This window comes from Serratia marcescens (assembly GCF_029846115.1).
Taxonomy (GTDB): Bacteria; Pseudomonadota; Gammaproteobacteria; order Enterobacterales; family Enterobacteriaceae; genus Serratia; species Serratia marcescens_L.
This window is the reverse complement of the sequence record NZ_JARVZZ010000001.1, coordinates 2,577,955-2,601,426: the sequence shown is the minus strand read 5'-3', so window position 1 is coordinate 2,601,426 and position 23,472 is coordinate 2,577,955. Positions and strand designations below refer to the sequence as shown.

The window sequence follows — 23,472 nt, the reverse complement described above, 5'->3', positions numbered from 1 at the left end:
GCCATGTCGACCTTCAACACGCCGATCGATTGGGCAACGTGCAGCGCCGAACGCCAGGCCGAGCTGCTGATGCGCCCGGCAATCGCCGCTTCCGACAGCATCACCCGCACGGTGAGCGAGATCCTCGACAACGTGAAGGCCAACGGCGATCGGGCGCTGCGCGACTACAGCGCCCGTTTCGACAAGGCGGACGTCGCCGCACTGCGCGTCAGCGCCGAGCAGATCGCCGCCGCCTGCGCGCGGCTGGGCGATGACATCAAACAGGCGATGGCGATGGCCGTCGCCAACGTGGACACCTTCCACAACGCGCAGCGACTGCCGCCGGTGGACGTCGAAACGCAGCCGGGCGTGCGCTGTCAGCAGGTGACCCGCCCAATCGACTCGGTGGGCCTGTATATTCCCGGCGGGTCGGCACCGCTGTTCTCCACCGTGCTGATGTTGGCGACGCCGGCGCGCATCGCCGGTTGCCGCCGGGTGGTGCTGTGCTCGCCGCCACCGATCGCCGATGAGATCCTGTATGCGGCACAGCTGTGCGGCGTGCAGGAAGTGTTTCAGGTCGGGGGCGCGCAGGCGATCGCCGCCCTGGCGTTCGGCACCGAAAGCGTACCGCGCGTAGCGAAAATATTCGGGCCGGGCAACGCCTTCGTGACCGAAGCCAAGCGGCAGGTCAGCCAGCGTCTCGACGGCGCGGCCATCGACATGCCGGCCGGGCCTTCGGAGGTGCTGGTGATCGCCGACGCCGGCGCTACCCCGGCGTTCGTCGCTTCCGATCTGCTGTCGCAGGCCGAACACGGCCCGGATTCGCAGGTGATCCTGCTGACGCCGGACGCGGCAATGGCGCAGGCGGTGGCCGATGCGGTGGAAAGCCAGCTGGCCGAGCTGCCGCGCGCCGAGACCGCCCGCCAGGCGCTGGCGAGCAGCCGCCTGATTGTGGCGCGCGATCTGCCTGAGTGCGTGGCCATCAGCAACCGCTACGGCCCGGAGCACCTGATCATTCAGACCCGCAATGCGCGCGAGCTGGTAGACGACATCACCAGCGCCGGTTCGGTGTTCCTCGGCGACTGGTCGCCGGAGTCCGCCGGCGATTACGCCTCCGGCACCAACCACGTGCTGCCGACCTACGGCTACACCGCCACCTGCTCCAGCCTGGGGCTGGCCGATTTTCAAAAACGCATGACAGTGCAGGAGCTGACGCCGCAGGGCTTCAGCAACCTGGCCGCCACCATCGAGACCCTGGCTGCCGCCGAGCAGCTGATCGCCCACAAGAACGCCGTGACCTTGCGCGTCGCCGCCCTGAAGGAGCAAGCATGAGCATCGAAAAACTGACGCGCGCCAACGTTCGCGAGCTGACCCCTTATCAATCGGCGCGCCGCCTCGGCGGTAAGGGCGACGTGTGGTTGAACGCCAACGAATACCCGATCGCGCCCGAGTTCCAGCTGACCGCACAAACCTTCAACCGCTATCCGGAGTGCCAGCCGGCGTTGGTGATCGAACGCTACGCCGCCTACGCCGGGGTGAAGAAAGAGCAGGTGCTGGTCAGCCGCGGCGCCGATGAAGGCATCGAGCTGCTGATCCGCGCCTTCTGCGAGCCGGGTAAAGACGCCATTCTGTTCTGCCCGCCGACCTACGGCATGTACGCCGTCAGCGCCGAAACTTTCGGCGTGGAGCGCCGCACCGTAGCCGCCAAAGAGGACTGGCAGCTGGATCTGCCGGCCATCGCAGACAGTCTGGACAACGTGAAGCTGATCTACGTCTGCAGCCCGAACAACCCGACCGGCAACCTGATCGATCCGGACTCTCTGCGCAGCCTGTTGGAGCTGGCCAAAGGCAAGGCGATCGTCGCGGTGGACGAAGCCTATATCGAGTTTTGCCCGCAGGCCTCGGTGGCCGGGTGGCTGAGCGACTATCCGCACCTGGCTATCCTGCGCACGCTGTCGAAGGCCTTTGCGCTGGCCGGCCTGCGCTGCGGCTTTACGCTCGCCAACGAAGATCTGATCGCCCTGCTGCTGAAGGTGATCGCGCCTTACCCGCTCTCGACGCCGGTGGCGGATATCGCCGCGCAGGCGCTGAGCGAAGAAGGTATCCGCACCATGCGCCAGCGCGTCACCGACATCGCCGCCACCCGCAGCTGGCTGCAGCAACAGCTGGAAAAATGCGCCTGCGTCGAGCAGGTTTTCGCCAGCGACAGCAATTACCTGCTGGCCCGCTTCACTGCCTCAAGTAATGTGTTTAAAAGCTTGTGGGATCAGGGCATTATCTTACGAGACCAAAACAAACAGCCCGGGTTGTCCGGCTGCCTGCGCATCACCATAGGCACCCGCGACGAATGTCAACGCGTGGTGGACGCCTTGTCCGCCCTGCCCGGCGCCAACCCGACTCGCCAGGAGCCAATGTGAGCCAAAAAACCCTCTTTATCGATCGTGACGGCACGCTGATCGCCGAGCCACCGGAAGATTTCCAGGTTGACCGCCTGGACAAGCTGGCACTCGAGCCGGACGTGATCCCTTCCCTGCTGGCGCTGCAACAGGCGGGGTATCAGCTGGTGATGATCACCAATCAGGATGGGCTCGGCACCGCCAGTTTCCCGCAGGAAACCTTCGATCCGCCGCACAACCTGATGATGCAGATCCTCAGCTCGCAGGGCATTCAATTCGCCGATGTGCTGATCTGCCCGCACCTGCCGGCGGACAACTGCGACTGCCGCAAGCCGAAAACCGCGCTGGTGAAGGGTTACCTCGAACCCGGTGTGCTGAATGCCGCCCACAGCTACGTGATCGGCGATCGGCCGACCGACGTGCAGCTGGCGGAAAACATGGGCATCCAGGGGCTGCGCTACCAGCGCGGCGTGCTGGGCTGGAAAGAGATCGTGCGCCAGCTGACCCTGCGCGATCGCCACGCGCGGGTTAACCGCGTGACCAAAGAGACGCAGATCGACGTCAACGTCTGGCTGGATCGCGAAGGCGGCAGCAAGATCAAAACCGGTGTCGGCTTCTTCGATCACATGCTGGATCAGATCGCCACCCACGGCGGCTTCCGCATGGAGATCGACGTCAAAGGCGATCTGTATATCGACGATCACCACACGGTGGAAGACACCGGCCTGGCGCTGGGTGAAGCGCTGAACAAGGCGCTCGGCGACAAGCGCGGCATCGCCCGCTTCGGCTTCGTGTTGCCGATGGACGAATGCCTGGCGCGCTGCGCGCTGGATATCTCCGGCCGCCCACACCTGGAGTACAAGGCCGAGTTCAACTATCAGCGCGTCGGCGATCTCAGCACCGAAATGGTCGAGCACTTCTTCCGTTCGCTCTCCTACACCATGGGTTGCACGCTGCACCTGAAGACCAAGGGCAAAAACGATCACCATCGGGTCGAGAGCCTGTTCAAAGTGTTTGGCCGCACGCTGCGCCAGGCGATCCGCGTCGAGGGCAATACCCTGCCGAGCTCGAAAGGAGTGCTGTGATGAACGTGGTGATTTTGGATACCGGCTGCGCCAACCTGGCCTCCGTCACCTACGCGGTGCGGCGCCTGGGTTACCAGCCGGAGGTGAGCCGCGATCCGGAGATCGTGCTGCGCGCCGACAAGCTGTTCCTGCCGGGCGTCGGTACCGCACAGGCGGCGATGGATCAACTGCGCGAGCGGGATCTGATCGAGCTGATCAAGGCCTGCTCTCAACCGGTGCTGGGCATCTGCCTCGGCATGCAGCTGCTGGCGGCCAGCAGCGAAGAGAACGGCGGCGTGGCGACACTCGGCCTCATCGATACGCCGGTGAAGCAGATGACCGACTTCGGCCTGCCGCTGCCGCACATGGGCTGGAATCAGGTGTCCGCGCAGGCGGGCCACCACCTGTTCCGCGGCATCGATGACGGCGCCTACTTCTATTTCGTTCACAGCTATGCGATGCCGATATGCCCCAGCACCATCGCTCAGGCGAACTACGGCGAGCCCTTCACCGCCGCCGTGCAAAAAGACAACTTCTTCGGCGTGCAGTTTCATCCAGAACGTTCTGGAGAGACCGGTGCGCAACTGTTGAAAAACTTTCTGGAGATGTAGGCAGCATGATTATTCCGGCTTTGGATTTGATCGACGGCAACGTAGTGCGTTTGCATCAGGGCGATTACGGCCAACAGCGCGACTACGGCAACGATCCGCTGTTGCGCCTGCAGGACTATCAACAACAGGGCGCGCAGGTGCTGCACCTGGTCGATTTGACCGGCGCCAAGGATCCGACGGCGCGCCAGATCGCGCTGCTGCGCAAGCTGCTGGCGGGGGTTGACGTGCCGGTTCAGGTCGGCGGCGGCATCCGCAACGAGCAAGACGTCAGCGCCCTGCTGGAGGCCGGCGCCACGCGCGTGGTGATCGGCTCTACCGCGGTGAAACAGCCGCAATTGGTGCAGAGCTGGTTCGGGCGCTACGGCGCCGACGCGCTGGTGCTGGCGCTGGACGTGCGCATCGACGCGCAGGGCGTGAAACGCGTGGCCATCAGCGGCTGGCAGGAGGATTCCGACGCCACGCTTGAACAGGTGGTGGAGCAGTTCCTGCCCTACGGGCTGAAACACGTGCTGTGCACCGATATTTCGCGCGACGGTACGCTGGCCGGTTCCAACGTGGCGCTGTATCAGGCGATCAGCCGCCGTTATCCGCAGGTGGCCTTCCAGGCTTCGGGCGGCATTGGCAGTCTGGATGACATCGCCCAGCTGCGCGGCAGCGGCGTTGCCGGCGTGATCGTGGGGCGCGCCCTGCTGGAAGGTAAATTTAGCGTTGAGGAGGCGATCGCATGCTGGCAAAACGGATAATTCCGTGCCTGGATGTTAAAGACGGGCAAGTGGTGAAAGGCGTGCAGTTCCGCAACCACGAAATCATCGGCGACATCGTGCCGCTGGCGCAGCGCTATGCGCAAGAAGGTGCGGACGAGCTGGTGTTTTACGATATCACCGCCTCAAGCGACGGCCGGGTGGTGGACAAAAGTTGGGTATCGCGCGTGGCGGAGGTGATTGATATTCCGTTCTGCGTCGCCGGCGGCATTAAAAGTGCCGAGGACGCCAGCCAGATCCTGTCTTTCGGCGCCGACAAGATTTCGATCAACTCGCCGGCGCTGGCCGATCCTGAGCTGATTAGCCGCCTGGCAGAACGCTTTGGCGTGCAGTGTATCGTCGTGGGCATCGACACCTGGTTCGACAGTGAAACCGGCAAGTATCACGTCAACCAATATACCGGCGACGAGAGCCGCACCCGCATCACCCAGTGGGAAACCCTCGACTGGGTACAGGAAGTGCAGCGCCGCGGCGCCGGGGAGATCGTGCTGAACATGATGAACCAGGACGGCGTGCGCAACGGTTACGATCTGCAGCAGCTGCGCCTGGTACGCGAGGCCTGCAAGGTGCCGCTGATCGCCTCCGGCGGCGCGGGCACCATGGCGCACTTCCTGGAAGCGTTCCGCGATGCGGACGTTGACGGCGCGCTGGCGGCGTCGGTGTTCCACAAACAAATCATCAATATCGGCGAACTGAAAAGGTTCCTGGTTGAACAAGGCGTGGAGATTCGCGTGTGCTGACAGAACAACAGAGCAACCAGCTGGACTGGGAAAAAACCGACGGCCTGATGCCGGCCATCGTGCAGCACGCCGTTTCCGGCGAAGTGCTGATGCTGGGTTACATGACGCCGGAAGCGCTGGCGACCACCGAGCAGAGCGGCAACGTCACCTTCTTCTCGCGCACCAAGCAGCGCCTGTGGACCAAGGGTGAAAGCTCCGGCCACTTCCTCAAAGTGGTCAGCATCACGCCGGACTGCGATAACGACACGCTGCTGGTATTGGCCAACCCGATCGGCCCGACCTGCCACCTCGGCAACAGCAGCTGCTTCCACCCGGCCGCCAGCGACTGGACGTTCCTCTATCAGCTGGAACAGCTGTTGGCAGAGCGCAAGCACGCCAGCCCGGACAGCTCATACACCGCCAGCCTGTACGCCAGCGGCACCAAGCGCATTGCGCAGAAGGTCGGGGAGGAAGGCGTGGAAACCGCGCTGGCCGCCACGGTCAACGATCGCGAGGAACTGACCAACGAAGCTTCGGATCTGGTCTATCACCTGCTGGTGCTGCTGCAGGACCAGGATCTGGATCTGAGTGCGGTGATCGGCCGGCTGCGCGAGCGGCATCAGAAAAAAGCGTGACGTTAGATCACGCCCAATAAAAAAGCCGCCGGGCGTTAACCTCGGCGGCTTTTTTTATCGTTCAACGAACGGGCTTATTCCATCCATTCGGTATGGAACACGCCTTCCTTGTCGATACGTTTATAGGTGTGCGCACCGAAGTAGTCGCGCTGCGCCTGGATCAGGTTCGCCGGCAGCACCGCGGAGCGGTAGCTGTCGTAGTAGGCGATCGCAGCGGAGAAGGTCGGCGTAGGAATACCGTTCTGCACGGCGTAAGCCACCACGTCACGCAGCGCCTGCTGGTACTCGTCGGCGATTTGCTTGAAGTATGGCGCCAGCAGCAGGTTGGCGATATCGGCATCCGCCGCGTAAGCGTCGGTGATCTTCTGCAGGAACTGAGCACGGATGATGCAGCCGGCGCGGAAGATCTTGGCGATTTCGCCGTAGTGCAGATCCCAGTTGTTTTCTTTAGACGCGGCTTTCAGCTGAGAGAAGCCCTGCGCGTAGGACACGATCTTGCCCAGATACAGCGCGCGACGCACTTTCTCGATGAATTCAGCTTTGTCGCCGGTGAACGGCGCCACTTTCGGGCCGGTCAGCACTTTAGAGGCGGCAACGCGCTGATCTTTCAGCGAGGACAAGTAGCGTGCGAACACCGACTCGGTGATCAGCGACAGTGGTTCGCCCAGATCCAACGAGCTCTGGCTGGTCCACTTGCCAGTGCCTTTGTTGGCGGCTTCGTCCAGGATCACATCGACCAGGTATTTACCCTCTTCGTCTTTCTTGGTGAAGATGTCTTTGGTGATGTCGATCAGGTAGCTGTTCAGTTCGCCCTTGTTCCACTCGGCGAAGGTTTCGGCCAGCTGCTCGTTGCTCAGGTTCAGTGCCTGCTTCAGCAGAGAATAGGCTTCGGCAATCAGCTGCATGTCGCCGTATTCGATGCCGTTGTGCACCATCTTCACATAGTGGCCGGCACCGTCTGCGCCGATGTAGGTCACGCAAGGCTCGCCTTCCGCAACCGCAGCGATTTTCTCCAGGATTGGCGCCACCAGCTCGTAAGCTTCTTTCTGGCCGCCAGGCATGATGGAAGGCCCTTTCAGCGCGCCCTCTTCACCGCCGGAAACGCCGGTACCGATGAAGTTGAAGCCCTGGTCGGACAGTTCGCGGTTACGACGGATGGTGTCCTGATAGTAGGTGTTGCCGCCGTCGATCAGAATATCGCCCTTGTCCAGGTGCGGAGTCAGCGAGGCAATGGTTTTATCCGTTGCTTCACCCGCTTTCACCATCAGCAGGATGCGGCGCGGTTTTTCCAGCGATTCGACAAACTCTTCAACGGTGTAATACGGCGCCAGATTCTTGCCCGGGTTCTCAGCGATCACTTCGTCAGTTTTGTCGCCAGAACGGTTGAAAATGGAAACGGTGTAACCACGGCTCTCGATGTTCAGCGCGAGGTTGCGGCCCATTACCGCCATGCCGACAACGCCGATTTGTTGCTTGGACATTTAGGAACTCCTGTCTGAGGATGACCCTGCCGGCAACGTCGGCCAGCAGGTTTTGTGATGTGGCACACATGTTAACTCAGGATTGAGCCGGGTGGGTAGTGATTGGTGCGATAGGTCACATGATGTCGCTATATATTCATATCTTCCCCATAAAAAACCACGGCACCCTAAGGTGCCGTGGTCTGAGGCTCAGTCAATCAGTACGAAATCCAGTGGCTTTAATCACTGTGCTTGGGTCGCCTTGAACGCGTCTACTTTTTCCTTCAATAAACGCTCACTTTCGCTGATCATATCCAGATATTGAGTATTTACGAACCCCCACAACGTGGAGGTTTGATCCTCAGCATGCCCAACCTGGAAAGGTAGAGTGGTCACCACAACCAGATTCGGCACCGACTCCAGATAACGATCTATGGTATTGGTTTGAGCATCGACGTTACGTTCATCCCAGTGGCTAACTGCCTCAATCCCACGACGCGAGTAAATATTCATCACTGTGCTTGTCATGCGATTAATATAAATATACTCAATACCATCGACCTCCTCGACAGCCAGAATCTCCGTATCTTCATTCAAATGCGCAATAATGCCCGAGAAAATGTGCCAATCCCAATTGCTGCGCTCCAAATAAGTGACAATCTTCTCAAGTTTAATGTCAAAATCGTCAGGGAATAACGCATCGTCCTCGCAGATCATAGCCATTTCGGTATTACGATCGGCAAGTACGGACAACATGTATTTATAACTCATGCCACATCCGATCCAGCCAATACGGTGTCGAACTCCCTCAATAACCTTGAAACCATGGGTAGGCTTACTGAGGAAATCTTGCTTCCGTACCGGTGTTTCCGTTAGTGAGAGGCAGAGTTTTGGAATATCCGCCTCTATCGCTGGGATAAAATCAACGCCATTTTTATAAGTTTCGAAATCAATCAAATCATTCGCCAAAAGATAGCGTTTGAAATAACCTTCAAAGTTGTTGTCACTATGAGTGAACAACGCAATATTTTTCTTACGGCTAGCATGATATTCTTGATCGTTCAAGAGACGATCAATTTTTTTCGCCATTGCGTCAATATCGCCAATAGGAGCAAAATCAATAACATCAAAGAGGGATGTGTGCTCTGCAATATCCACACTCTCTTCACTAACAATCGGCGTTCCTAACGATAGCACTTCGTAAATACGTGTGGTCTCAAGCAAAGCATTTTCATAGTAATGCAGGTTAATAACCAGTTTGGCATTTTTCACCAGCCTGGTCAGCTCATCACCGAATACACCAGAGGCAATATGAACATTAAAACGTTGTCCCAATTCTTCAAGATAATGACGGCGACGCTCACAATTCGTATCACCATAGAAGAGAACGTCAACTTGCTCCTCATTGCCGTTCAACTTATGACCTTTCTGGGTCAATTTCGAGCTGTAGTCTGCAAAAGAAGCAATTGGGAGGTAGAACAATTTCTGATAAGGGATACCATGTTCTAATAAGTAATTAATGTTAGTCAGGGAATAGTCAAATATTGCCATTGCACGTTCGAGAATCGCAAAATACTCTGGCGTAAACCAACGTGGGTTAATAGACTGTTCCATTTGGAACGCAACAAAATTTTTCGGCAGCTCAGCAAAAATTTGAGGACAAATAACAATATGCAGTTGCCCACTGTCCGCCAGCGCCGAGTATGCTTCAATTATGGTAACACCGCGCCCCACCTCTACAAGCGTTTTCTCAAGCAAATGGGCCACAAACAATGTATGTCTGGTAGTGAGAATAACAATATGGTCGGTATCTATATTAACTAACGGCATCGGCGTATTAGCGGTATTCTTCGCCACACGCAGAAGACTGCTACGCAACTCACCGAAACGGCCGGTTAACAATAGTTTACCTGCCACTTTAGTTTTGCGAAGCAAAGTTTTATAAGGGTGCGGGCTTGCACGAAACGCTTGCCAACTTTTCCCAACCAAAGAGGTCGGTTTCGCCCCTTTACGCTGTCGCATGTAGTGTCTGGATATATCCCTGATTACCCCAAATTCACCACGAATGGCTCGACCAAGCATGCGAACAGGTACCGTTAGTCGCCACGACAGACTTTTTCGCATATTATTCATGTCGGACTGACTTTCACTAAGCTGTTGACTCAGTGTTTCAACTTTTAATTTAAGAGGCTCGTCTTCAACATAATTATCATTTAAAAGAAGAACTTCTTTTTGCGCATTCTCCAATAATTGCTGAGTGGCCAGCTGTTGCTCTCGCTGTTTTATAAGCGTTTCCTGAAGCAACAGCAATTGCTCTTGCATAGAAGAGATCATCGCCTGCTTTTCTTCGTTATCGATCATCAGATGATGCTCCGCAACACGAATTTTTTGTTGCATATCATCCTGCTTCTCATTTTCTTGCTTAACCTGTTTTGATAGCAACTCACCCAGAGTCAACCTCTGCATTTTTAACAATCCTTCCTTCTCAGTAGAATAATATTCAATATGGCGACTGACTATGGCCTGTTCACTTGGCCGAGATAAACGGAATCGCAGATAATCAATATCGAAAATCAATTCGAATGGAACTAAGTATGAGAATAGATAAAATGCCAAACGATTAGTTCTTTCTTTTTCATCGTCGGCCAAGGTTACATATTTATATGAGCTGTCACCAACGACTGTCGTTGGTATACCAGCGAAAATCCCTTCTAATCCCACACTAGAATTAATCGTTAAAATCTCGCGACAACGCTGGACGAAAGACAAACTGGTCGGTGAACTGTCGATCTCATAGTCCCCTTCCTTGAGCTGGAACTGACTACCAGGATGAGTGCGAATTAATAATTTTTTCTTTGGAAAACGTGTACGTGCATATGAAAGCAACGTCAGATTAGTAAACTCTTCACCATAAGCAACAAGATTTGAATCGTCTTCAACCTGTAATACGATCCCCAGATCGGCATCACATTGCTGCTCGTGAGTATTTGGCACACGCAGGAAGTAACGATGCAACTTCTCTATGGAAAGATCGACCTGGCACTGTTCCTGAACCGCCAAATAGCGCTTCTCCGCCTCTGTGTGACCGTTAACACCTGAGAAATCCAAATACCCTGTACTATAATAAGAGGGCATTCTCAACGGCCCCACTTCAAAGTGCATAACAGGAATAGATAAAGACTCGGCAACGGCTTCCAGAGAAGGGCAATTGCAGATTGACAGTATTCCCTCTATCTTTCCAGACTCATAGCCTTGGAGATAGTTTAGCAGCTCTGCTTCCAGCTCGGGGATTCGCTGGGTCAGCATTTTCTTGAACGCCAACATCGGATTGTGGTTTGAAGAGTCTAATAAACTCTCAAATACACTATCGCTCAAATGGTAATAATCATGGCTAGCCAATAGCTCACCAGACGGGATGCTGTAACCCAAATTATTCATTGTAGGTACATCAAATTCCCAACGTTCTGACTTGCGCCACTCTTCCGGAGACAACAAGTAATCATTACCGGCGATAAAAAGTGAACGCTGCTGCAATGAGTTAAGCAAGCGATAAAATATCCATAAATAGGGAGCTTTCACTCCCCTAAACGGATATGGCGGTAAGAATACAGCAATCATTGCTCTAATTACTCCTCGCTTAAAACACTGATAGGGGCATAAACAACCCCCCCGAGTTCACGAGAGGACCAAAACTTCAATCTCATCATTGGTCTACGTTGATCCAACTCTTCTCGCTCGCCGCCTTGCAGGGATGCCAAGCCGCAATGGACCAAGTAATCTCCTGAGTTAATTGGTAATTTAACCTTATAAATCACATGCTGCTCACCAGCCTTGAGGATTAAAGGTTTACCGGCTCCAATGTTGCTGTCCCCCCAAATATCTCCACCCTGCGCTTTAGAGATGGAGATTCCCAAAGCAACATCTCGAATCTCTTCTGAAGCAAGGATGGTAAAATCCAAGGTCAGTTCATCACCAGAACGTACCAAAGGCTTATCGGAGAGCGAAGTACCATCCGATTTTATCACTTCGAGATTTTGAATAATCGCTCGAGCACTGCCAAAGCGCTTTTCTCCCACTTCAGTATTCAGCTGCCCCTGTTGCAAACCCTGCAAGTCAGATTGATTCATCACAACAGACGAGGAGATCTTGCCCGTATTCTCTCGTTTCACTGCTTGCGACAACAGCATTCCTTTCTCATAAGCCAGAACAGCAGCCAGTACGTCATAGGTGTCGCCCACTAACTCCCCATTGTTCATAACCAAACAACGGTCAGCGTATTCCAGAATACTACCGGTAGAGTGAGTCACCATGATAATAGTGACCCCCTTAGCACGAAGAGCCTCCATGCGTTTATAGCATTTATATTGAAAACCGATATCGCCTACGGCTAACGCCTCGTCTACGATAAGGATTTCAGGTTCGACACAGGCTTGGACAGCAAAAGCCAGGCGAATATACATCCCGCTTGAGTATGTTTTAACGGGTTGATCGATAAATTCGCCAATATCTGCGAAGTCCGTAATCTCCTGGAAACGCTCATCGATCTGTTCACGGGAAAAACCTAGAACAGAACCATTAAGATAGACATTATCACGCCCGGTAAACTCAGGATTGAACCCTGCGCCTAACTCAAGTAGGGCCGCGATACGGCCATTGACTTGTATTTCTCCCTGAGTTGGAGTCAGCGTACCGCATATCATCTGTAATAACGTTGACTTACCTGCACCATTTCGTCCGATAATACCTACGGTCTCACCTTTCTTGATTGAGAATGAGACATCGCGAAGTGCCCAAAACTCGCGAAAATAGCGGCGAGATTCACGTCGTACTACACGTTGTAACCTCGGAGCAAAAAACTGTTTTAAACGATCTCGTGGACGATCATAAATCTGATAACATTTGCTCAATGCAGTCACTTGGATCGCGATTTCATTAGAGGACATCAGCAAACCCCTTTCTGGTTTTCTGGAAGAATACAAAACCGAACCATGCAACCAATGATGCCGCCAGGGTGTAAACAGCCAAACCTTGCCATTCTGGCAAACGCCCCCAAATTAAGACATTCCGTGATTGCTCAATAATAAATGTTAAGGGATTAAGCATTATCCAAATACGATATTTTTCCGGTAACGACGTGATAGGGAAAAAGACTGGTGACAGAAACATCATCACCGTCGTGATAATTACAGTCGTCTGCCCAACATCGCGTATAAAAACACCCAGGGATGCCAATATCCAAGCCAATCCAAGGCAAAAAATGACCAGCGGCAAGAAAACTAACGGTATAAAAACGATAGTCCAGTGCAGAAAACCGTTGAACAAAAAGAATGCACATAACAGTACGACCAAGCTAATCAGGGTATGGAACAACGCAGCGCATAACCCAATCACTGGCAACGTTTCCAAAGGGAAAACCACTTTCTTCACATAGTTGGTATTCCCTAGGATAATTTGCGGTGCCCGATTAACCACCTCGGCAAAAAAGCCATGCACAATCATACCAACAAAGAGGATCACAGCAAACTGCGTACGGCTTTCATCTCCGCCGACGGACCAACGGGCTTTAAAAACAACCGAAAAAACAAATGTATAGACCGTCAACATAAACAAAGGATTGAGAAACGACCATGCCAGTCCCATCGTGGAACCCTTGTATCGCCCAACAACCTCACGTTTTGTCATTTGCAAGATCAGCGATTTGAATCCCCAAATGTTACGGATCAGAGCTAGGGGTGACAGGGGTTGCGATTTATGAGGGTTACTCATTGCCCCACCCCGCTGCCATACCAACACTTTGCGCTTCGAAATTGCATCCAGTCATAACAAACATAATCAATACCTTAGATGTAATTGAACTCATAAAACGTAGACCTCATCTTCAACCATGTTACCGCTTGATTTCAGGAGAAGTCATGGGAATCGTCTTCAAACAGCCAGCATTCACCTTGGATCTCTGTGGATCGTGCCACCATCCCCATTTATTGAAATATAAGACAACTGATTTCATGTGATAAATGAATAAATTTAGGTTTTTATAAGAACCTTTACCAAAAACATGGACGATAGTAGCGCCAGGGAAGTAGACAATATCGCTCATTGACAAAGCCCGGCGACACAAATCCACATCTTCTAAATACATAAAATACCGTTCATCAAATCCCCCCAAGTTCGCTAACAAAGTGGATTCAACCAGCATAAAACAACCAGAAACTGAAGGAACTGCGAAGGATTTAGTGTAATCAGCACGCTGGATTTCATAAGTGACATCCAGTTTAGCTCCCCATTTAGGGAAAAAACGCCGAAGAAACAAATTTGCAGGTGTAGGTAGTAAGCGGCAACTGTATTGGAATCGCCCATCGCTATATTGAATTCGAGGGGAAACAAAACGGTGTTTTTGGTTCCGCGCAAAACTGTAAAGGCTCTCGAGCGCCCCCGCGGTAAAACTGATATCTGGATTACAAATCAAAAAATATTCACATTCATTCAGATAACGCTTCATTGCTAGATTATGACCGTAGCCAAAACCGTTGTTGGCTTCCGAACGAATATAACTAATACGATGATTATCTAGTTTTGCAGCCCATTCAGAACCACCGTTATCAACCAAAACTATTTTTTGAACACATTTTTCGCTAAGTAAAGAAAGTAACGTGTCTTCTAGTTGGGCATAGCTATGGTTATACAATACGATTGAAGCAACAATTTGGTATTGTTTTTGTTTTGAAAACATGCCGTATGAAGTTCCTAACCAATAATCATTTAAAAACAAGCAGTTACAATACACTGATGGCTGATGTATTATCACTCGTCAATTGGAACGAAAACCGCCACCAATAAACAAAAACACCAAAGGGGATAAAATTATCCCCTTTTATTCCATGCAAACCAAGATCCACTACTGCAACAGTTTGCGAATCACAGCATGTAACTGCTGGCGCCAGACGCTAGGTTTAAGATTCAATGCGCAGATCTTATCGGTGTTAAGAACAGAGTATACAGGCCGGGACGCAGGTGTAGGATACTCTTGCGTAGTAATCGGATTCACGGTGACCTGGTGTGGGTATAGCCCACTCTCAGTAGCCTGTTGGAAGATTATCTGAGCAAACTCATACCAAGAAACCACCGAATCCCCACAAAAGTGATAGACACCGTATTCACCTGGTTCTTGCAACAGGGCGATAATGACATCAGCGATATCACCGGCATAAGTCGGGCAGCCTCGCTGATCGCTTACCACGCCAAGTTCATCCCTTTGCGACCCAACGCGCAACATCGTTTTAACAAAATTATTGCCATACTCGCTAAATACCCAAGCCGTTCTTATTACAATAGTTTTTGGGTTAGCCTTCAGCGCGGCAATCTCACCTTCAAGCTTGGTTTTACCATAAATGTTTTGTGGCGAGCAGGGAGCATCTTCGCAGTAAGGTTCCTCCGAACGGCCATCAAAAACATAGTCGGTTGATACGTGTACAAAAGGAATATTTCGTGCAGCAGCTGCAGATGCCAGGTAGCCGGGTCCGTAGGCATTGATTGCCTTAGCGGCATCGGGTTCAGATTCAGCCTTATCAACGGCAGTATAAGCGGCGGCGTTCACGATAACATCGGGCTCAAACTCTGCCACCGCTTGCTCAATCGCATCATAATCACTGATGTCAAGTTGCTTGCTGTCCAGTGCTAGCAGGCTCCAATCGGTAGGAAACCTATCGCTGAAACAGCGCCCCAGTTGCCCCATAGAACCTGTCAAAAGTACACGCATTAAAAAAGCTCTCTAAGTAATTTACCTTGTAGATCCTTTGGCGATAGCAATGGCTCATCGACTGGCCAATCAATGCCAATTTCGGGATCATTCCAAAGCAAGCATGCTTCGCTAGCAGGATCATAGTACTCTGTACACTTGTATTCGAAATCAGCAATGTCTGAAATAACCAAGAAACCATGTGCGAGACCTGGTGGAACCCAAAGTTGGTGGTGGTTATCTTCCGACAAGTGAACACCAACCCACTTTTTGAACGTCGGCGAATCGACCCTGATATCCACTACAACATCATAGACCTCTCCACGCACAACTCGGACTAACTTGCCTTGGGGTTTGATTCGCTGGAAATGCAAACCACGCAATACTCCTTTAGAAGAACGCGAATGGTTGTCCTGAACAAAATCCACATCGATATCTAACATTGCTTGATAGCGGTTTTTTTGAAACGTTTCGACGAAAAAACCACGATGATCACCGAACACTTTCGGCTCAATCAACTTCACACCTGCGACTGGTGTCTCAATCACTTTCATTGGGTAACCTGCTAACTAATACGCTCACCTCAGAGGCCCAAAGGGTGGCCATCTGAACATGCCTCTCCGGCAGTCTATCACTACCCACCCGCCCAGTTTTCGAACAGAAACTAAACGAGAATAAATTATGGATAGTTCAATGAACGCACCGTAGACGAAGGTATCGGAGATTAGCACAATTAATCAAAATATCCGACACTCATCCACAAAAAATAGTCAAAATTTATGTGGTTCATTGAAGGGGAAATCATGGCAATGTATTGTTATTAAACACATTTAAATTGCAACCAACATATAAATGGCCAACCAAGCCCTCGTTGGTTACAATTAATTTACATTATGCCATATTTTGTCATTAACGAGCTTCGCTATCAACCGTGACGATAACCCTGAGGGTTGTTCTTCTGCCAATTCCACGCATCACGCATCATGGCATCCAAATCACGGGTAGCCTTCCATCCCAATTCTTTGAACGCCAACCCTGGAGCAGACCAGCATTCGGCAATGTCGCCGTCTCGACGTGGTACAATTTGGTAAGCTACGTTGCGACCTGAAGCCTTTTCAAAAGCATGGAGCATCTCCAACACCGAATACCCTACCCCAGTCCCCAGATTATAGACCGTAAAGCCCTGGTGCTCATCGATGTGTTCAATCGCCTTGAGGTGACCTTCAGCCAAATCCATGACATGAATATAATCTCTGACACCCGTGCCATCCTGGGTCGGATAGTCGTCACCAAAAATTGACAGTTTCTCCAGTTTTCCGATTGCCACCTGAGCAATATAAGGCATCAGATTGTTAGGAATACCATTTGGATCTTCACCGATCATGCCAGATTCGTGCGCACCGACCGGGTTGAAGTAACGCAAGGCGGTAATGGAGAATTGCGGTTCTGCTTTAGCGAAATCTTGCAGAATTTGTTCAACCATCAACTTCGACGTACCGTAAGGATTCGTCGTACCGCCAACGCGTGACGTCTCAGTCAAAGGAACTTGCTCTGGAGTACCGTACACCGTGGCAGAAGAACTGAAGATAAACTTATGCACACCCGCACGACGCATTTCCTCCAACAATACCAACGTGCCAGTGACATTGTTCTGATAATACTCTAGCGGCTTGCGTGTCGACTCTCCGACAGCCTTTAGTCCAGCAAAATGGATTACGGCCGAGATGTCGTGAGCCTCGAAGATACGATGCAGGCACTCAGCATCCAAGATATCACCTTGGTAAAACTGAGCACTTCTGCCCGCGAGTTTCTCAACGCGACGCAGAGACTCATCGGAAGAGTTCGATAAATTATCTAACACTACGACATCTTCGCCATGTTCCAACAAAGCCAGAACAGTGTGAGAACCGATATAACCGGCACCACCGGTGACTAAAATCGCCATAAAAACTCCTTACTCGCGCCCCTGGCGCTCAAGATGAACGGTCTTCTTTAAGCAATCAATTGATTCTAAATGAAACTTGGACTCACGCACGCCTTTTCGATCATAATTGACCATCCATATGTCCCCAGAGTTCCCTTGGTGCACTTGTTTTTGGCCGGTAAGTAAACAATCGGCCTACCAGGTGGCTTTGACCAGGCTCCCTACAAAGAGGCTAAAATATTTAGCGCCGTTCTCGGTTATATCACTGCCTTTCTGAAGCATTCCAAGTGTTTGCAAGACATAACATGGGTAGTTTAAGCCTTACAAAAAAAAAGAGCTGTCCAAGACAGCTCTACAGTGCTCCTTACGCGACGCACTCAGTTTGACAACAGCGCCAAAATCTCGTCGGTTTTCTCTTGCATCAGCGCAATATCGGCTCGTGATTCGACATTAAGACGCACCACCGGTTCCGTATTGGAGGAACGCAAATTGAAACGCCAGCCTGCGAACGCCATGCTGATGCCATCGGTGTAGTCCACCTCATCGGCATACGGTAAATAGTGTTGTTTAACGCTTTCGATGGACACGGCAGGCTGAGCCAGCTTGATATTGATCTCACCGGAAGACGGGTAGGCTGCAATGCGATCCTGTACCAGTTGCCCCAGCGTTTGCCCCTTCACACTGACCAGCTCAGCGACCAGCAGCCACGGGATCATGCCACTGTCACAATAAGCAAAATCACGGAAATAGTGGTGGGCACTCATTTCTCCGCCATAAATGGCGTCTTCCGCACGCATGCGTTCCTTAATGAAAGCATGGCCGGTTTTCGACATCACAGGTACGCCCCCGGCACCGGTAACCACATCGACGGTGTTCCAACTCAGACGTGGATCGTGGATGATCTTCGCGCCCGGCTGTTTCTGCAAGAAGGCCTCCGCCAGCAAGCCGACGATATAATAGCCCTCAATGAAATCGCCTTTTTCATCGAACAGGAAGCAGCGATCGAAATCGCCGTCAAACGCAATGCCCATATCAGCGCCATGCTCACGCACCGCATCGGCGGTATCTGCACGACACTCAGGAAGCAATGGGTTGGGAATACCGTTCGGGAAAGTGCCGTCCGGCTGGTGATGCACCTTGATAAACTCCAGCGGCACGCCCCGCGCCTTCAGTTGCGCTTCAATAGCATCGATCACATGCCCCGCCGCGCCGTTGCCCGAGTTGATCACCAGCTTCAACGGTTTGAAATTTTTCACGTCGACGTAGGACAGAATGTGTTCAACATAAGCCCCTAATACGTCCTGGCGAACATAGCGACCGCGCGTTGCCGTCGGCTTCTGAAATTGGTTTTTCTCCGCCAGTTCTTGGATCGCCCGTAACCCGGTATCGCCGCTAATCGGGCGAGAGCCTTCACGCACCAGCTTCATGCCGTTGTAATCGATAGGGTTATGGCTGGCGGTGACTTCCACGCCGCCATCAGTTTTTAAATAGGTTGTGGCGAAATAGATTTCTTCGGTACCGGTTAAACCGATGTCTATCACATCAGTGCCCGCATCCTGTAAACCTTTCGCCAGCGCCAGCTTCAAGCTTTCACTGGTTAGCCGCACATCGCTGCCCAACACGATATTTTTGGGCTTCAAAAACTCGCCGTAAGCGCGTCCAATACGATACGCAATGTCCTCATTCAGCTCTTCGCCAAGCTTTCCCCGAATGTCATAAGCTTTAAAACACGTCAATTTTTGCATTACCAAACCCTATTAAACTCTGCCATAGCGATCTTGCAAACGCTCAATATCATCTTCTTCCAGATAGTGCCCCGACCTGACCTCAATCATTTCCAAATCGATTTTTCCCGGGTTTTCTAGCGTATGGACACTGCCCGCAGGAATGAAGGTAGACTGATTTTCCGACAAGAAGAACTCTTGATCATCAACGTTAACTCTTGCTGTCCCACTCACGACGACCCAATGTTCGGCACGGTGGAGATGGCGTTGCACCGACAGCCCCTCCCCTGGCCGCACAATGATTTTCTTCACCTGGAAATGCGTGCCGCTGTCGATGTCGCAAATCTTACCCCAAGGACGATAGGCGGTGGAATGCTGGCGAAAATGATGAAGATTGCGCTTTTTAAGCTCATCAACCACTTTCTTCACATCCTGCACTTTATCCTTGTGAGCGATCAGCAAGGCATCATTGGTGTTTACCACGATCAGGTTTTCCAACCCAATGGTCGCCACCAACGCAGACTCAGAGGAAATGTAATTGTCATTGGAATCGATCGAGATAATGTCGCCCACATTGACATTACCCAAATGATCTTTCTTGGAAACGTCCCACAGCGAGGACCAAGAACCGACGTCACTCCAGCCGGCATCAATGGGAATCACTACGGCATCACGCGTTTTTTCCATCACCGCATAGTCGATGGAGTCGCTCGGACAGTGTTTGAAGATCGCTTGTTCAACCCGAATAAAGTTCATGTCGCGTTGGCTTTTAACCACAGACTGTTGGGTTGTGTTAAAGATGTCTGGGCTAAACTGCTGCAACTCTTGCAAAAACTTGGCGGTTTTGAACATGAACATTCCGCTGTTCCAGCTATATTCACCGCTGGCGAGGTATTCTATCGCTTTCTCCAAACGTGGTTTTTCTACGAATGAATCGACTGTGAAACACGCCTCCGACAGGTGACCGCCACGTTTGATGTAACCATATCCTGTTTCCGGATGCTCAGGAATGATGCCAAACGTGACCAGCCGGTTGTTATCTGCAAACGACACGGCCATCTGAATCGCTGCATGGAAATTGTCCACTTTCGTGATCAGATGGTCTGCAGCCAGCACCAAGAGCATGCTGTCTTCGTCTTCTTCGGCAGCGAGATGAGCGGCCAACGCCACTGCTGGCGCGGTATTGCGCCCTACGGGCTCTAAAATAATATTGGTCGCCAGTTGCCCAATTCCACGTAATTGCTCGGCAACCAAAAAACGGTGTTCCTCGTTGCAGATGACCAGAGGAGCAGCAACTTCGATACCGGTCAGACCCGACAAACGCTGTAACGTCTGTTGCAGCAGGCTCACCCCGCTGTCATCAATAGATAAAAACTGTTTAGGAAACGATTCTCGCGACATCGGCCACAGACGACTCCCAGTGCCGCCGGCCATAACCACAGGAATTAGTTTGGACATTATCTACCCTTTACTCAGCCATCGTTCTTACAAGGACGACGCCGCACGTCAGCAGCATCATTCTAAAATTCGTACGATCATTAACCAATAGTTACACTTTGCGAAAAGCATGTATCCCTCTAACCTGCCGTTCCTTAACAGAAAATTATGCATAGAAATAAACCAGGCAAGTATAAATACAGAAGGAACCACCAGCCGATAACATAACGTATTAACGCAAAAAAGAGCAGCATAGTGCTGCTCTTTCAGATTAATGCTCATAGTGAATATATTGCTAACGACTGCGGGCAAAATACTGCGCTACCCGCATAACATCTTTTTCGTCCAACGTACCAGAGTCGCTCAGCAAGGTAATCCAGGACTTGATGTAGGCGTATTTGGCGGAGGCCAGATCGCGCTGGGCGCTATAGAGCTGCTGTTCGGCGTTGAGCACGTCAACGTTAACACGTTGCCCGGCCAGCACGCTTTGCCGGGTCGCCGTCACCTGCGTGGTGGCCGATTGTACCGCCAGCTCATAGGCCGCCACCTTGGCGCGGCTGCTGATGCACAAATTGTACTGCTTGCGCAGATCGTTGAGCGTGGTACCCGCCTGCGCATCCATTTCATACATCGCCTGGCCATAGCGCGCGGCCGCCTGCCGGGTCGACGCCGAAACGCCGCCGCCGGAATAAATAGGCATGCTGACCTGCACACCGATACTGTCGGTACGGTATTTCTGGTTAACCGTGTTATCGCTGCTGGAGTCGTTTTCCGAATGCGAAGCATACAGCTGAACCTGCGGCATAAAGCCCGCCCGATTCCTTTCGACGTCATACTTAGCGGCATCCACGCCATGACGCGAGGCGGCCAGCACCGGGTTGTTCTCCAGCGCGATCTTTTGCCACTCTTCGAACTTGGACGGGATCAGCGGCGCCACCTTAAACTTGCCCGGCCGCAAAACCTGCAATTCATCCAGTTGGTTCAGCGGTATGCCGATAATCACTTCCAATTCGCGCTGCGCGGCGTCCAGCGCATCGCGCGCTTCGATTACCTGCGCTTCGGCCAGGCTGTAGCGCGCCTGAGTTTCCGATACGTCGGTAATGGTGCCTTCACCGGCGCTCATCAGGCGATCGTTCAAGGTCAACTGTTCCTTGTAAGCCGTCTTTTGCGCTTCAGCCAACGCGATTTGATCCTTGGAATAGGCCACTTCGACATAGGCGTTAATCACCCTAACCGCAAGATCCAGCAACTTACTGCGATAGCGCTCGTCCGACATCATCGTCTGCGCTACGCCGGCTTTGTAGCGCGCGTACGCTTCATAATCGAACAGCGGCTGCGTCAGCGTGATCGAACTGGAATAACTGCGATATTGCTGCCGCCGGGTGACCTCCGAAACATTGCCGAAAAAGTCGCTCTGCGGGTATTTTTGCGTCTGCCAGTTACGCGGCGAATTCTGGTAGTTCAGCGACACTTTCGGCAGCAGCCCCGCCCTGCCGATGTTTTCGTTCTCATCTCCCGCTTCTTTCTCTTTTATAGCCGCCCGGAAGGTCGGGTCCTTTTCTAATGCCAGCGAATATGCGTCTAAAATCCCTATCGAATAAACCGGCGCAGATATCGCAAACAAAAGGGTGCCGATAACCAGACCGGCAGCCTGTCGTTTTGATTGAATCAAAATTATTCCTCGGTTAATGAAGTATGAGCGCGATCCAAAATAGGTTTAAACAGATAGCTCAGCAGCGAGCGCGACCCCGTTTTCACGAACACCTCTACCGGCATCCCCGGCTTGATGTCCTCGCCACTGAGCATCTTCATGCCCTCCGGCGAGACCGTGACCTGCATCTGGTAGTAAGGTTCACCGTTGGCTTTGTCGACCAGACGGTCGGCGGAAACCAACGTGACCGTTCCCGGAATTTTCGGGGTTTTGTTTTGGTTGAAGGCGGTAAACATCAGATCCACCGGCAACCCGTTGTACACCTTATCGATCAGGTCGACTTTGAGGCGAGAATCCACCACCAATGTCGCCTGGCTGGGTACAACGTCCATCAGGTGGTCACCCGCTCCCACGACGCCCCCCTGAGTGAAGATATTCAATCCGACCACGGTGCCATCCACCGGTGAAGTGATGGCGGTGTTGCCCAGATCGAAATCGGCCATTTGCAGCTTATTGCGAAACTCGCTGGCGTCCATTTGGGTTTGCGCCAGTTGCGTTCTGACCTCGCGCTGATAGTCGGCGAAACGCTGGTCGATACGCTGCTGAGATTCCTGCAGCTGCTTTTGCAGCTGGCCAATCCGCCCGACGGTTTCATCGATGCTGCTGTTCACCTCGGCAAACTGACGCTGCACTTCCAGGTAGCGGTTGCGCGGCAGGTAGCCGTCCGCCGCCAGTTGCTTCATGCTGTTCATCTGCTCACGCAGGCTGGAAAGTTGGATCTGCTTGTTGGCGCGCGAATCCTGCAGGCCTTTCAATTGGAAACGAATCCCGTCCATCGACTGCTTATAACCGTCAATTTCACTTTGCAGCCCCTGGCGGCGGGAGGCGAACAGCTGCGTTTGCAACGCGATGATTTCAGCCACGCGCGGCTGATCCTTGATCTGGGTAAAAATGGGAGAAAAAGTGACGCTGCTCAGACCATCGCGTTCAGCGAGTAAACGCCCTTCGGTGGCCAGCGTGGTGTAATACTGGTCGCGCAGGGAATCGACCTGCGCCTGTGCCTGCACCTGGCTCAACTGCACAAGGACTTCACCGGCTTTCACCTTGTCACCCTCTTTCACCGCGATATTTTTGATGATGCCGCTGGCCGGAGCCTGCACCGTTTTGCGGTTGCCGGAAACAGTTACCGATCCCGGTGATGCCACCCCTTTATCCAAAGGCGCGAACGCTGCCCAAGCCAAAAATCCGAACAGGCCAATCCCCACCACCAGCCAGCCCATCCGGGTAAACCGCCGTTCATCCTGCGGGATCTCTTCAATATACGAGTCTTGCGGCTCGCCAATGTGCGTCGACATACCAACTCCTTTAAACTGCGG

At 52.5% G+C, this 23,472-nt stretch carries 19 protein-coding genes; 7 read left to right on the top strand and 12 right to left on the bottom strand.

The features are described from left to right. The first annotated feature begins 3 nt into the window (after positions 1-3). The 7 genes from hisD to hisIE are packed head-to-tail and all read left to right on the top strand — an operon-like array spanning position 4 to position 6,165. On the top strand, positions 4-1,311 hold the full coding sequence (hisD, locus tag QDT79_RS12195) for a histidinol dehydrogenase (RefSeq protein ID WP_063989349.1): 1,308 nt from the start codon (positions 4-6) through the stop codon (positions 1,309-1,311). Then, on the top strand, positions 1,308-2,396 hold the full coding sequence (hisC, locus tag QDT79_RS12190; protein WP_308316554.1) for a histidinol-phosphate transaminase: 1,089 nt from the start codon (positions 1,308-1,310) through the stop codon (positions 2,394-2,396). Before hisD ends, hisC begins: the two co-directional genes overlap by 4 nt. After that, a complete protein-coding gene (gene hisB, locus QDT79_RS12185) occupies positions 2,393-3,460 on the top strand; it encodes a bifunctional histidinol-phosphatase/imidazoleglycerol-phosphate dehydratase HisB (protein ID WP_063989348.1) in 1,068 nt (355 codons plus the stop codon). Before hisC ends, hisB begins: the two co-directional genes overlap by 4 nt. Then, positions 3,460-4,050 carry an imidazole glycerol phosphate synthase subunit HisH gene (gene hisH / locus QDT79_RS12180; RefSeq protein WP_308316553.1) on the top strand — a complete coding sequence of 197 codons (591 nt, stop codon included), beginning with the start codon at positions 3,460-3,462 and terminating at the stop codon, positions 4,048-4,050. The genes hisB and hisH overlap by 1 nt, the downstream gene beginning before the upstream one ends. 5 nt (positions 4,051-4,055) lie before the next feature. Continuing rightward, positions 4,056-4,793, top strand: coding sequence for a 1-(5-phosphoribosyl)-5-[(5-phosphoribosylamino)methylideneamino]imidazole-4-carboxamide isomerase (gene hisA / locus QDT79_RS12175; protein ID WP_063989346.1), 738 nt, complete (start codon positions 4,056-4,058; stop codon positions 4,791-4,793). After that, positions 4,775-5,551 carry an imidazole glycerol phosphate synthase subunit HisF gene (gene hisF, locus QDT79_RS12170; RefSeq protein WP_063989345.1) on the top strand — a complete coding sequence of 259 codons (777 nt, stop codon included), beginning with the start codon at positions 4,775-4,777 and terminating at the stop codon, positions 5,549-5,551. Before hisA ends, hisF begins: the two co-directional genes overlap by 19 nt. Further along, positions 5,545-6,165: a bifunctional phosphoribosyl-AMP cyclohydrolase/phosphoribosyl-ATP diphosphatase HisIE gene (gene hisIE / locus QDT79_RS12165; RefSeq protein ID WP_130017487.1), complete on the top strand. Its 621-nt coding sequence runs from the start codon at positions 5,545-5,547 to the stop codon at positions 6,163-6,165. Before hisF ends, hisIE begins: the two co-directional genes overlap by 7 nt. 74 nt (positions 6,166-6,239) lie before the next feature. Here the strand turns inward: hisIE and gnd are convergent, their stop codons facing one another. The 12 genes from gnd to QDT79_RS12105 form a co-directional block, all read right to left on the bottom strand. Beyond that, positions 6,240-7,646 carry an NADP-dependent phosphogluconate dehydrogenase gene (gene gnd, locus QDT79_RS12160; RefSeq protein WP_004938815.1) on the bottom strand — a complete coding sequence of 469 codons (1,407 nt, stop codon included), beginning with the start codon at positions 7,644-7,646 and terminating at the stop codon, positions 6,240-6,242. Positions 7,647-7,868: 222 nt separating this feature from the next. Next, positions 7,869-11,243, bottom strand: coding sequence for a GT99 family glycosyltransferase N-terminal domain-containing protein (locus QDT79_RS12155; protein ID WP_308316552.1), 3,375 nt, complete (start codon positions 11,241-11,243; stop codon positions 7,869-7,871). A gap of 8 nt (positions 11,244-11,251) precedes the next feature. Then, positions 11,252-12,568 carry an ABC transporter ATP-binding protein gene (locus tag QDT79_RS12150; protein ID WP_049205871.1) on the bottom strand — a complete coding sequence of 439 codons (1,317 nt, stop codon included), beginning with the start codon at positions 12,566-12,568 and terminating at the stop codon, positions 11,252-11,254. Then, on the bottom strand, positions 12,558-13,391 hold the full coding sequence (locus QDT79_RS12145) for an ABC transporter permease (protein WP_063989342.1): 834 nt from the start codon (positions 13,389-13,391) through the stop codon (positions 12,558-12,560). The genes QDT79_RS12150 and QDT79_RS12145 overlap by 11 nt, the downstream gene beginning before the upstream one ends. 121 nt (positions 13,392-13,512) lie before the next feature. Beyond that, positions 13,513-14,355, bottom strand: coding sequence for a glycosyltransferase family 2 protein (locus QDT79_RS12140; RefSeq protein WP_308316551.1), 843 nt, complete (start codon positions 14,353-14,355; stop codon positions 13,513-13,515). Between the two features lie 165 nt (positions 14,356-14,520). Beyond that, positions 14,521-15,381 carry a dTDP-4-dehydrorhamnose reductase gene (gene rfbD, locus QDT79_RS12135; protein WP_063989341.1) on the bottom strand — a complete coding sequence of 287 codons (861 nt, stop codon included), beginning with the start codon at positions 15,379-15,381 and terminating at the stop codon, positions 14,521-14,523. Then, complete coding sequence (gene rfbC / locus QDT79_RS12130; protein ID WP_063989340.1) at positions 15,381-15,914, bottom strand: dTDP-4-dehydrorhamnose 3,5-epimerase; 534 nt, start codon at positions 15,912-15,914, stop codon at positions 15,381-15,383. Before rfbC ends, rfbD begins: the two co-directional genes overlap by 1 nt. A 371-nt stretch (positions 15,915-16,285) precedes the next feature. Continuing rightward, positions 16,286-17,305, bottom strand: coding sequence for a UDP-glucose 4-epimerase GalE (galE, locus tag QDT79_RS12125; protein WP_063989339.1), 1,020 nt, complete (start codon positions 17,303-17,305; stop codon positions 16,286-16,288). 356 nt (positions 17,306-17,661) lie between these two features. Continuing rightward, positions 17,662-19,029, bottom strand: coding sequence for a phosphomannomutase CpsG (cpsG, locus tag QDT79_RS12120; RefSeq protein ID WP_063989338.1), 1,368 nt, complete (start codon positions 19,027-19,029; stop codon positions 17,662-17,664). A 12-nt stretch (positions 19,030-19,041) separates the two neighbouring features. After that, complete coding sequence (locus QDT79_RS12115; protein WP_308316550.1) at positions 19,042-20,466, bottom strand: mannose-1-phosphate guanylyltransferase/mannose-6-phosphate isomerase; 1,425 nt, start codon at positions 20,464-20,466, stop codon at positions 19,042-19,044. Between the two features lie 274 nt (positions 20,467-20,740). Beyond that, positions 20,741-22,117, bottom strand: coding sequence for a TolC family outer membrane protein (locus QDT79_RS12110; RefSeq protein ID WP_308316549.1), 1,377 nt, complete (start codon positions 22,115-22,117; stop codon positions 20,741-20,743). Positions 22,118-22,119: 2 nt separating this feature from the next. Continuing rightward, on the bottom strand, positions 22,120-23,451 hold the full coding sequence (locus QDT79_RS12105) for an HlyD family type I secretion periplasmic adaptor subunit (protein WP_063989335.1): 1,332 nt from the start codon (positions 23,449-23,451) through the stop codon (positions 22,120-22,122). Positions 23,452-23,472 lie beyond the last annotated feature (21 nt).

What these genes read in the sequence shown, in the direction of transcription:
- hisD (WP_063989349.1), top strand. Translation starts at nt 4, where the DNA reads ATGTCGACCTTCAACACGCCGATCGATTGGGCAACGTGCAGCGCCGAA.
- hisC (WP_308316554.1), top strand. Translation starts at nt 1,308, where the DNA reads ATGAGCATCGAAAAACTGACGCGCGCCAACGTTCGCGAGCTGACCCCT.
- hisH (WP_308316553.1), top strand. Translation starts at nt 3,460, where the DNA reads ATGAACGTGGTGATTTTGGATACCGGCTGCGCCAACCTGGCCTCCGTC.
- hisA (WP_063989346.1), top strand. Translation starts at nt 4,056, where the DNA reads ATGATTATTCCGGCTTTGGATTTGATCGACGGCAACGTAGTGCGTTTG.
- hisF (WP_063989345.1), top strand. Translation starts at nt 4,775, where the DNA reads ATGCTGGCAAAACGGATAATTCCGTGCCTGGATGTTAAAGACGGGCAA.
- gnd (WP_004938815.1), bottom strand. Translation starts at nt 7,646, where the DNA reads ATGTCCAAGCAACAAATCGGCGTTGTCGGCATGGCGGTAATGGGCCGC.
- QDT79_RS12155 (WP_308316552.1), bottom strand. Translation starts at nt 11,243, where the DNA reads ATGATTGCTGTATTCTTACCGCCATATCCGTTTAGGGGAGTGAAAGCT.
- QDT79_RS12150 (WP_049205871.1), bottom strand. Translation starts at nt 12,568, where the DNA reads ATGTCCTCTAATGAAATCGCGATCCAAGTGACTGCATTGAGCAAATGT.
- QDT79_RS12145 (WP_063989342.1), bottom strand. Translation starts at nt 13,391, where the DNA reads ATGAGTAACCCTCATAAATCGCAACCCCTGTCACCCCTAGCTCTGATC.
- QDT79_RS12140 (WP_308316551.1), bottom strand. Translation starts at nt 14,355, where the DNA reads ATGTTTTCAAAACAAAAACAATACCAAATTGTTGCTTCAATCGTATTG.
- rfbD (WP_063989341.1), bottom strand. Translation starts at nt 15,381, where the DNA reads ATGCGTGTACTTTTGACAGGTTCTATGGGGCAACTGGGGCGCTGTTTC.
- rfbC (WP_063989340.1), bottom strand. Translation starts at nt 15,914, where the DNA reads ATGAAAGTGATTGAGACACCAGTCGCAGGTGTGAAGTTGATTGAGCCG.
- galE (WP_063989339.1), bottom strand. Translation starts at nt 17,305, where the DNA reads ATGGCGATTTTAGTCACCGGTGGTGCCGGTTATATCGGTTCTCACACT.
- cpsG (WP_063989338.1), bottom strand. Translation starts at nt 19,029, where the DNA reads ATGCAAAAATTGACGTGTTTTAAAGCTTATGACATTCGGGGAAAGCTT.
- QDT79_RS12115 (WP_308316550.1), bottom strand. Translation starts at nt 20,466, where the DNA reads ATGTCCAAACTAATTCCTGTGGTTATGGCCGGCGGCACTGGGAGTCGT.
- QDT79_RS12105 (WP_063989335.1), bottom strand. Translation starts at nt 23,451, where the DNA reads ATGTCGACGCACATTGGCGAGCCGCAAGACTCGTATATTGAAGAGATC.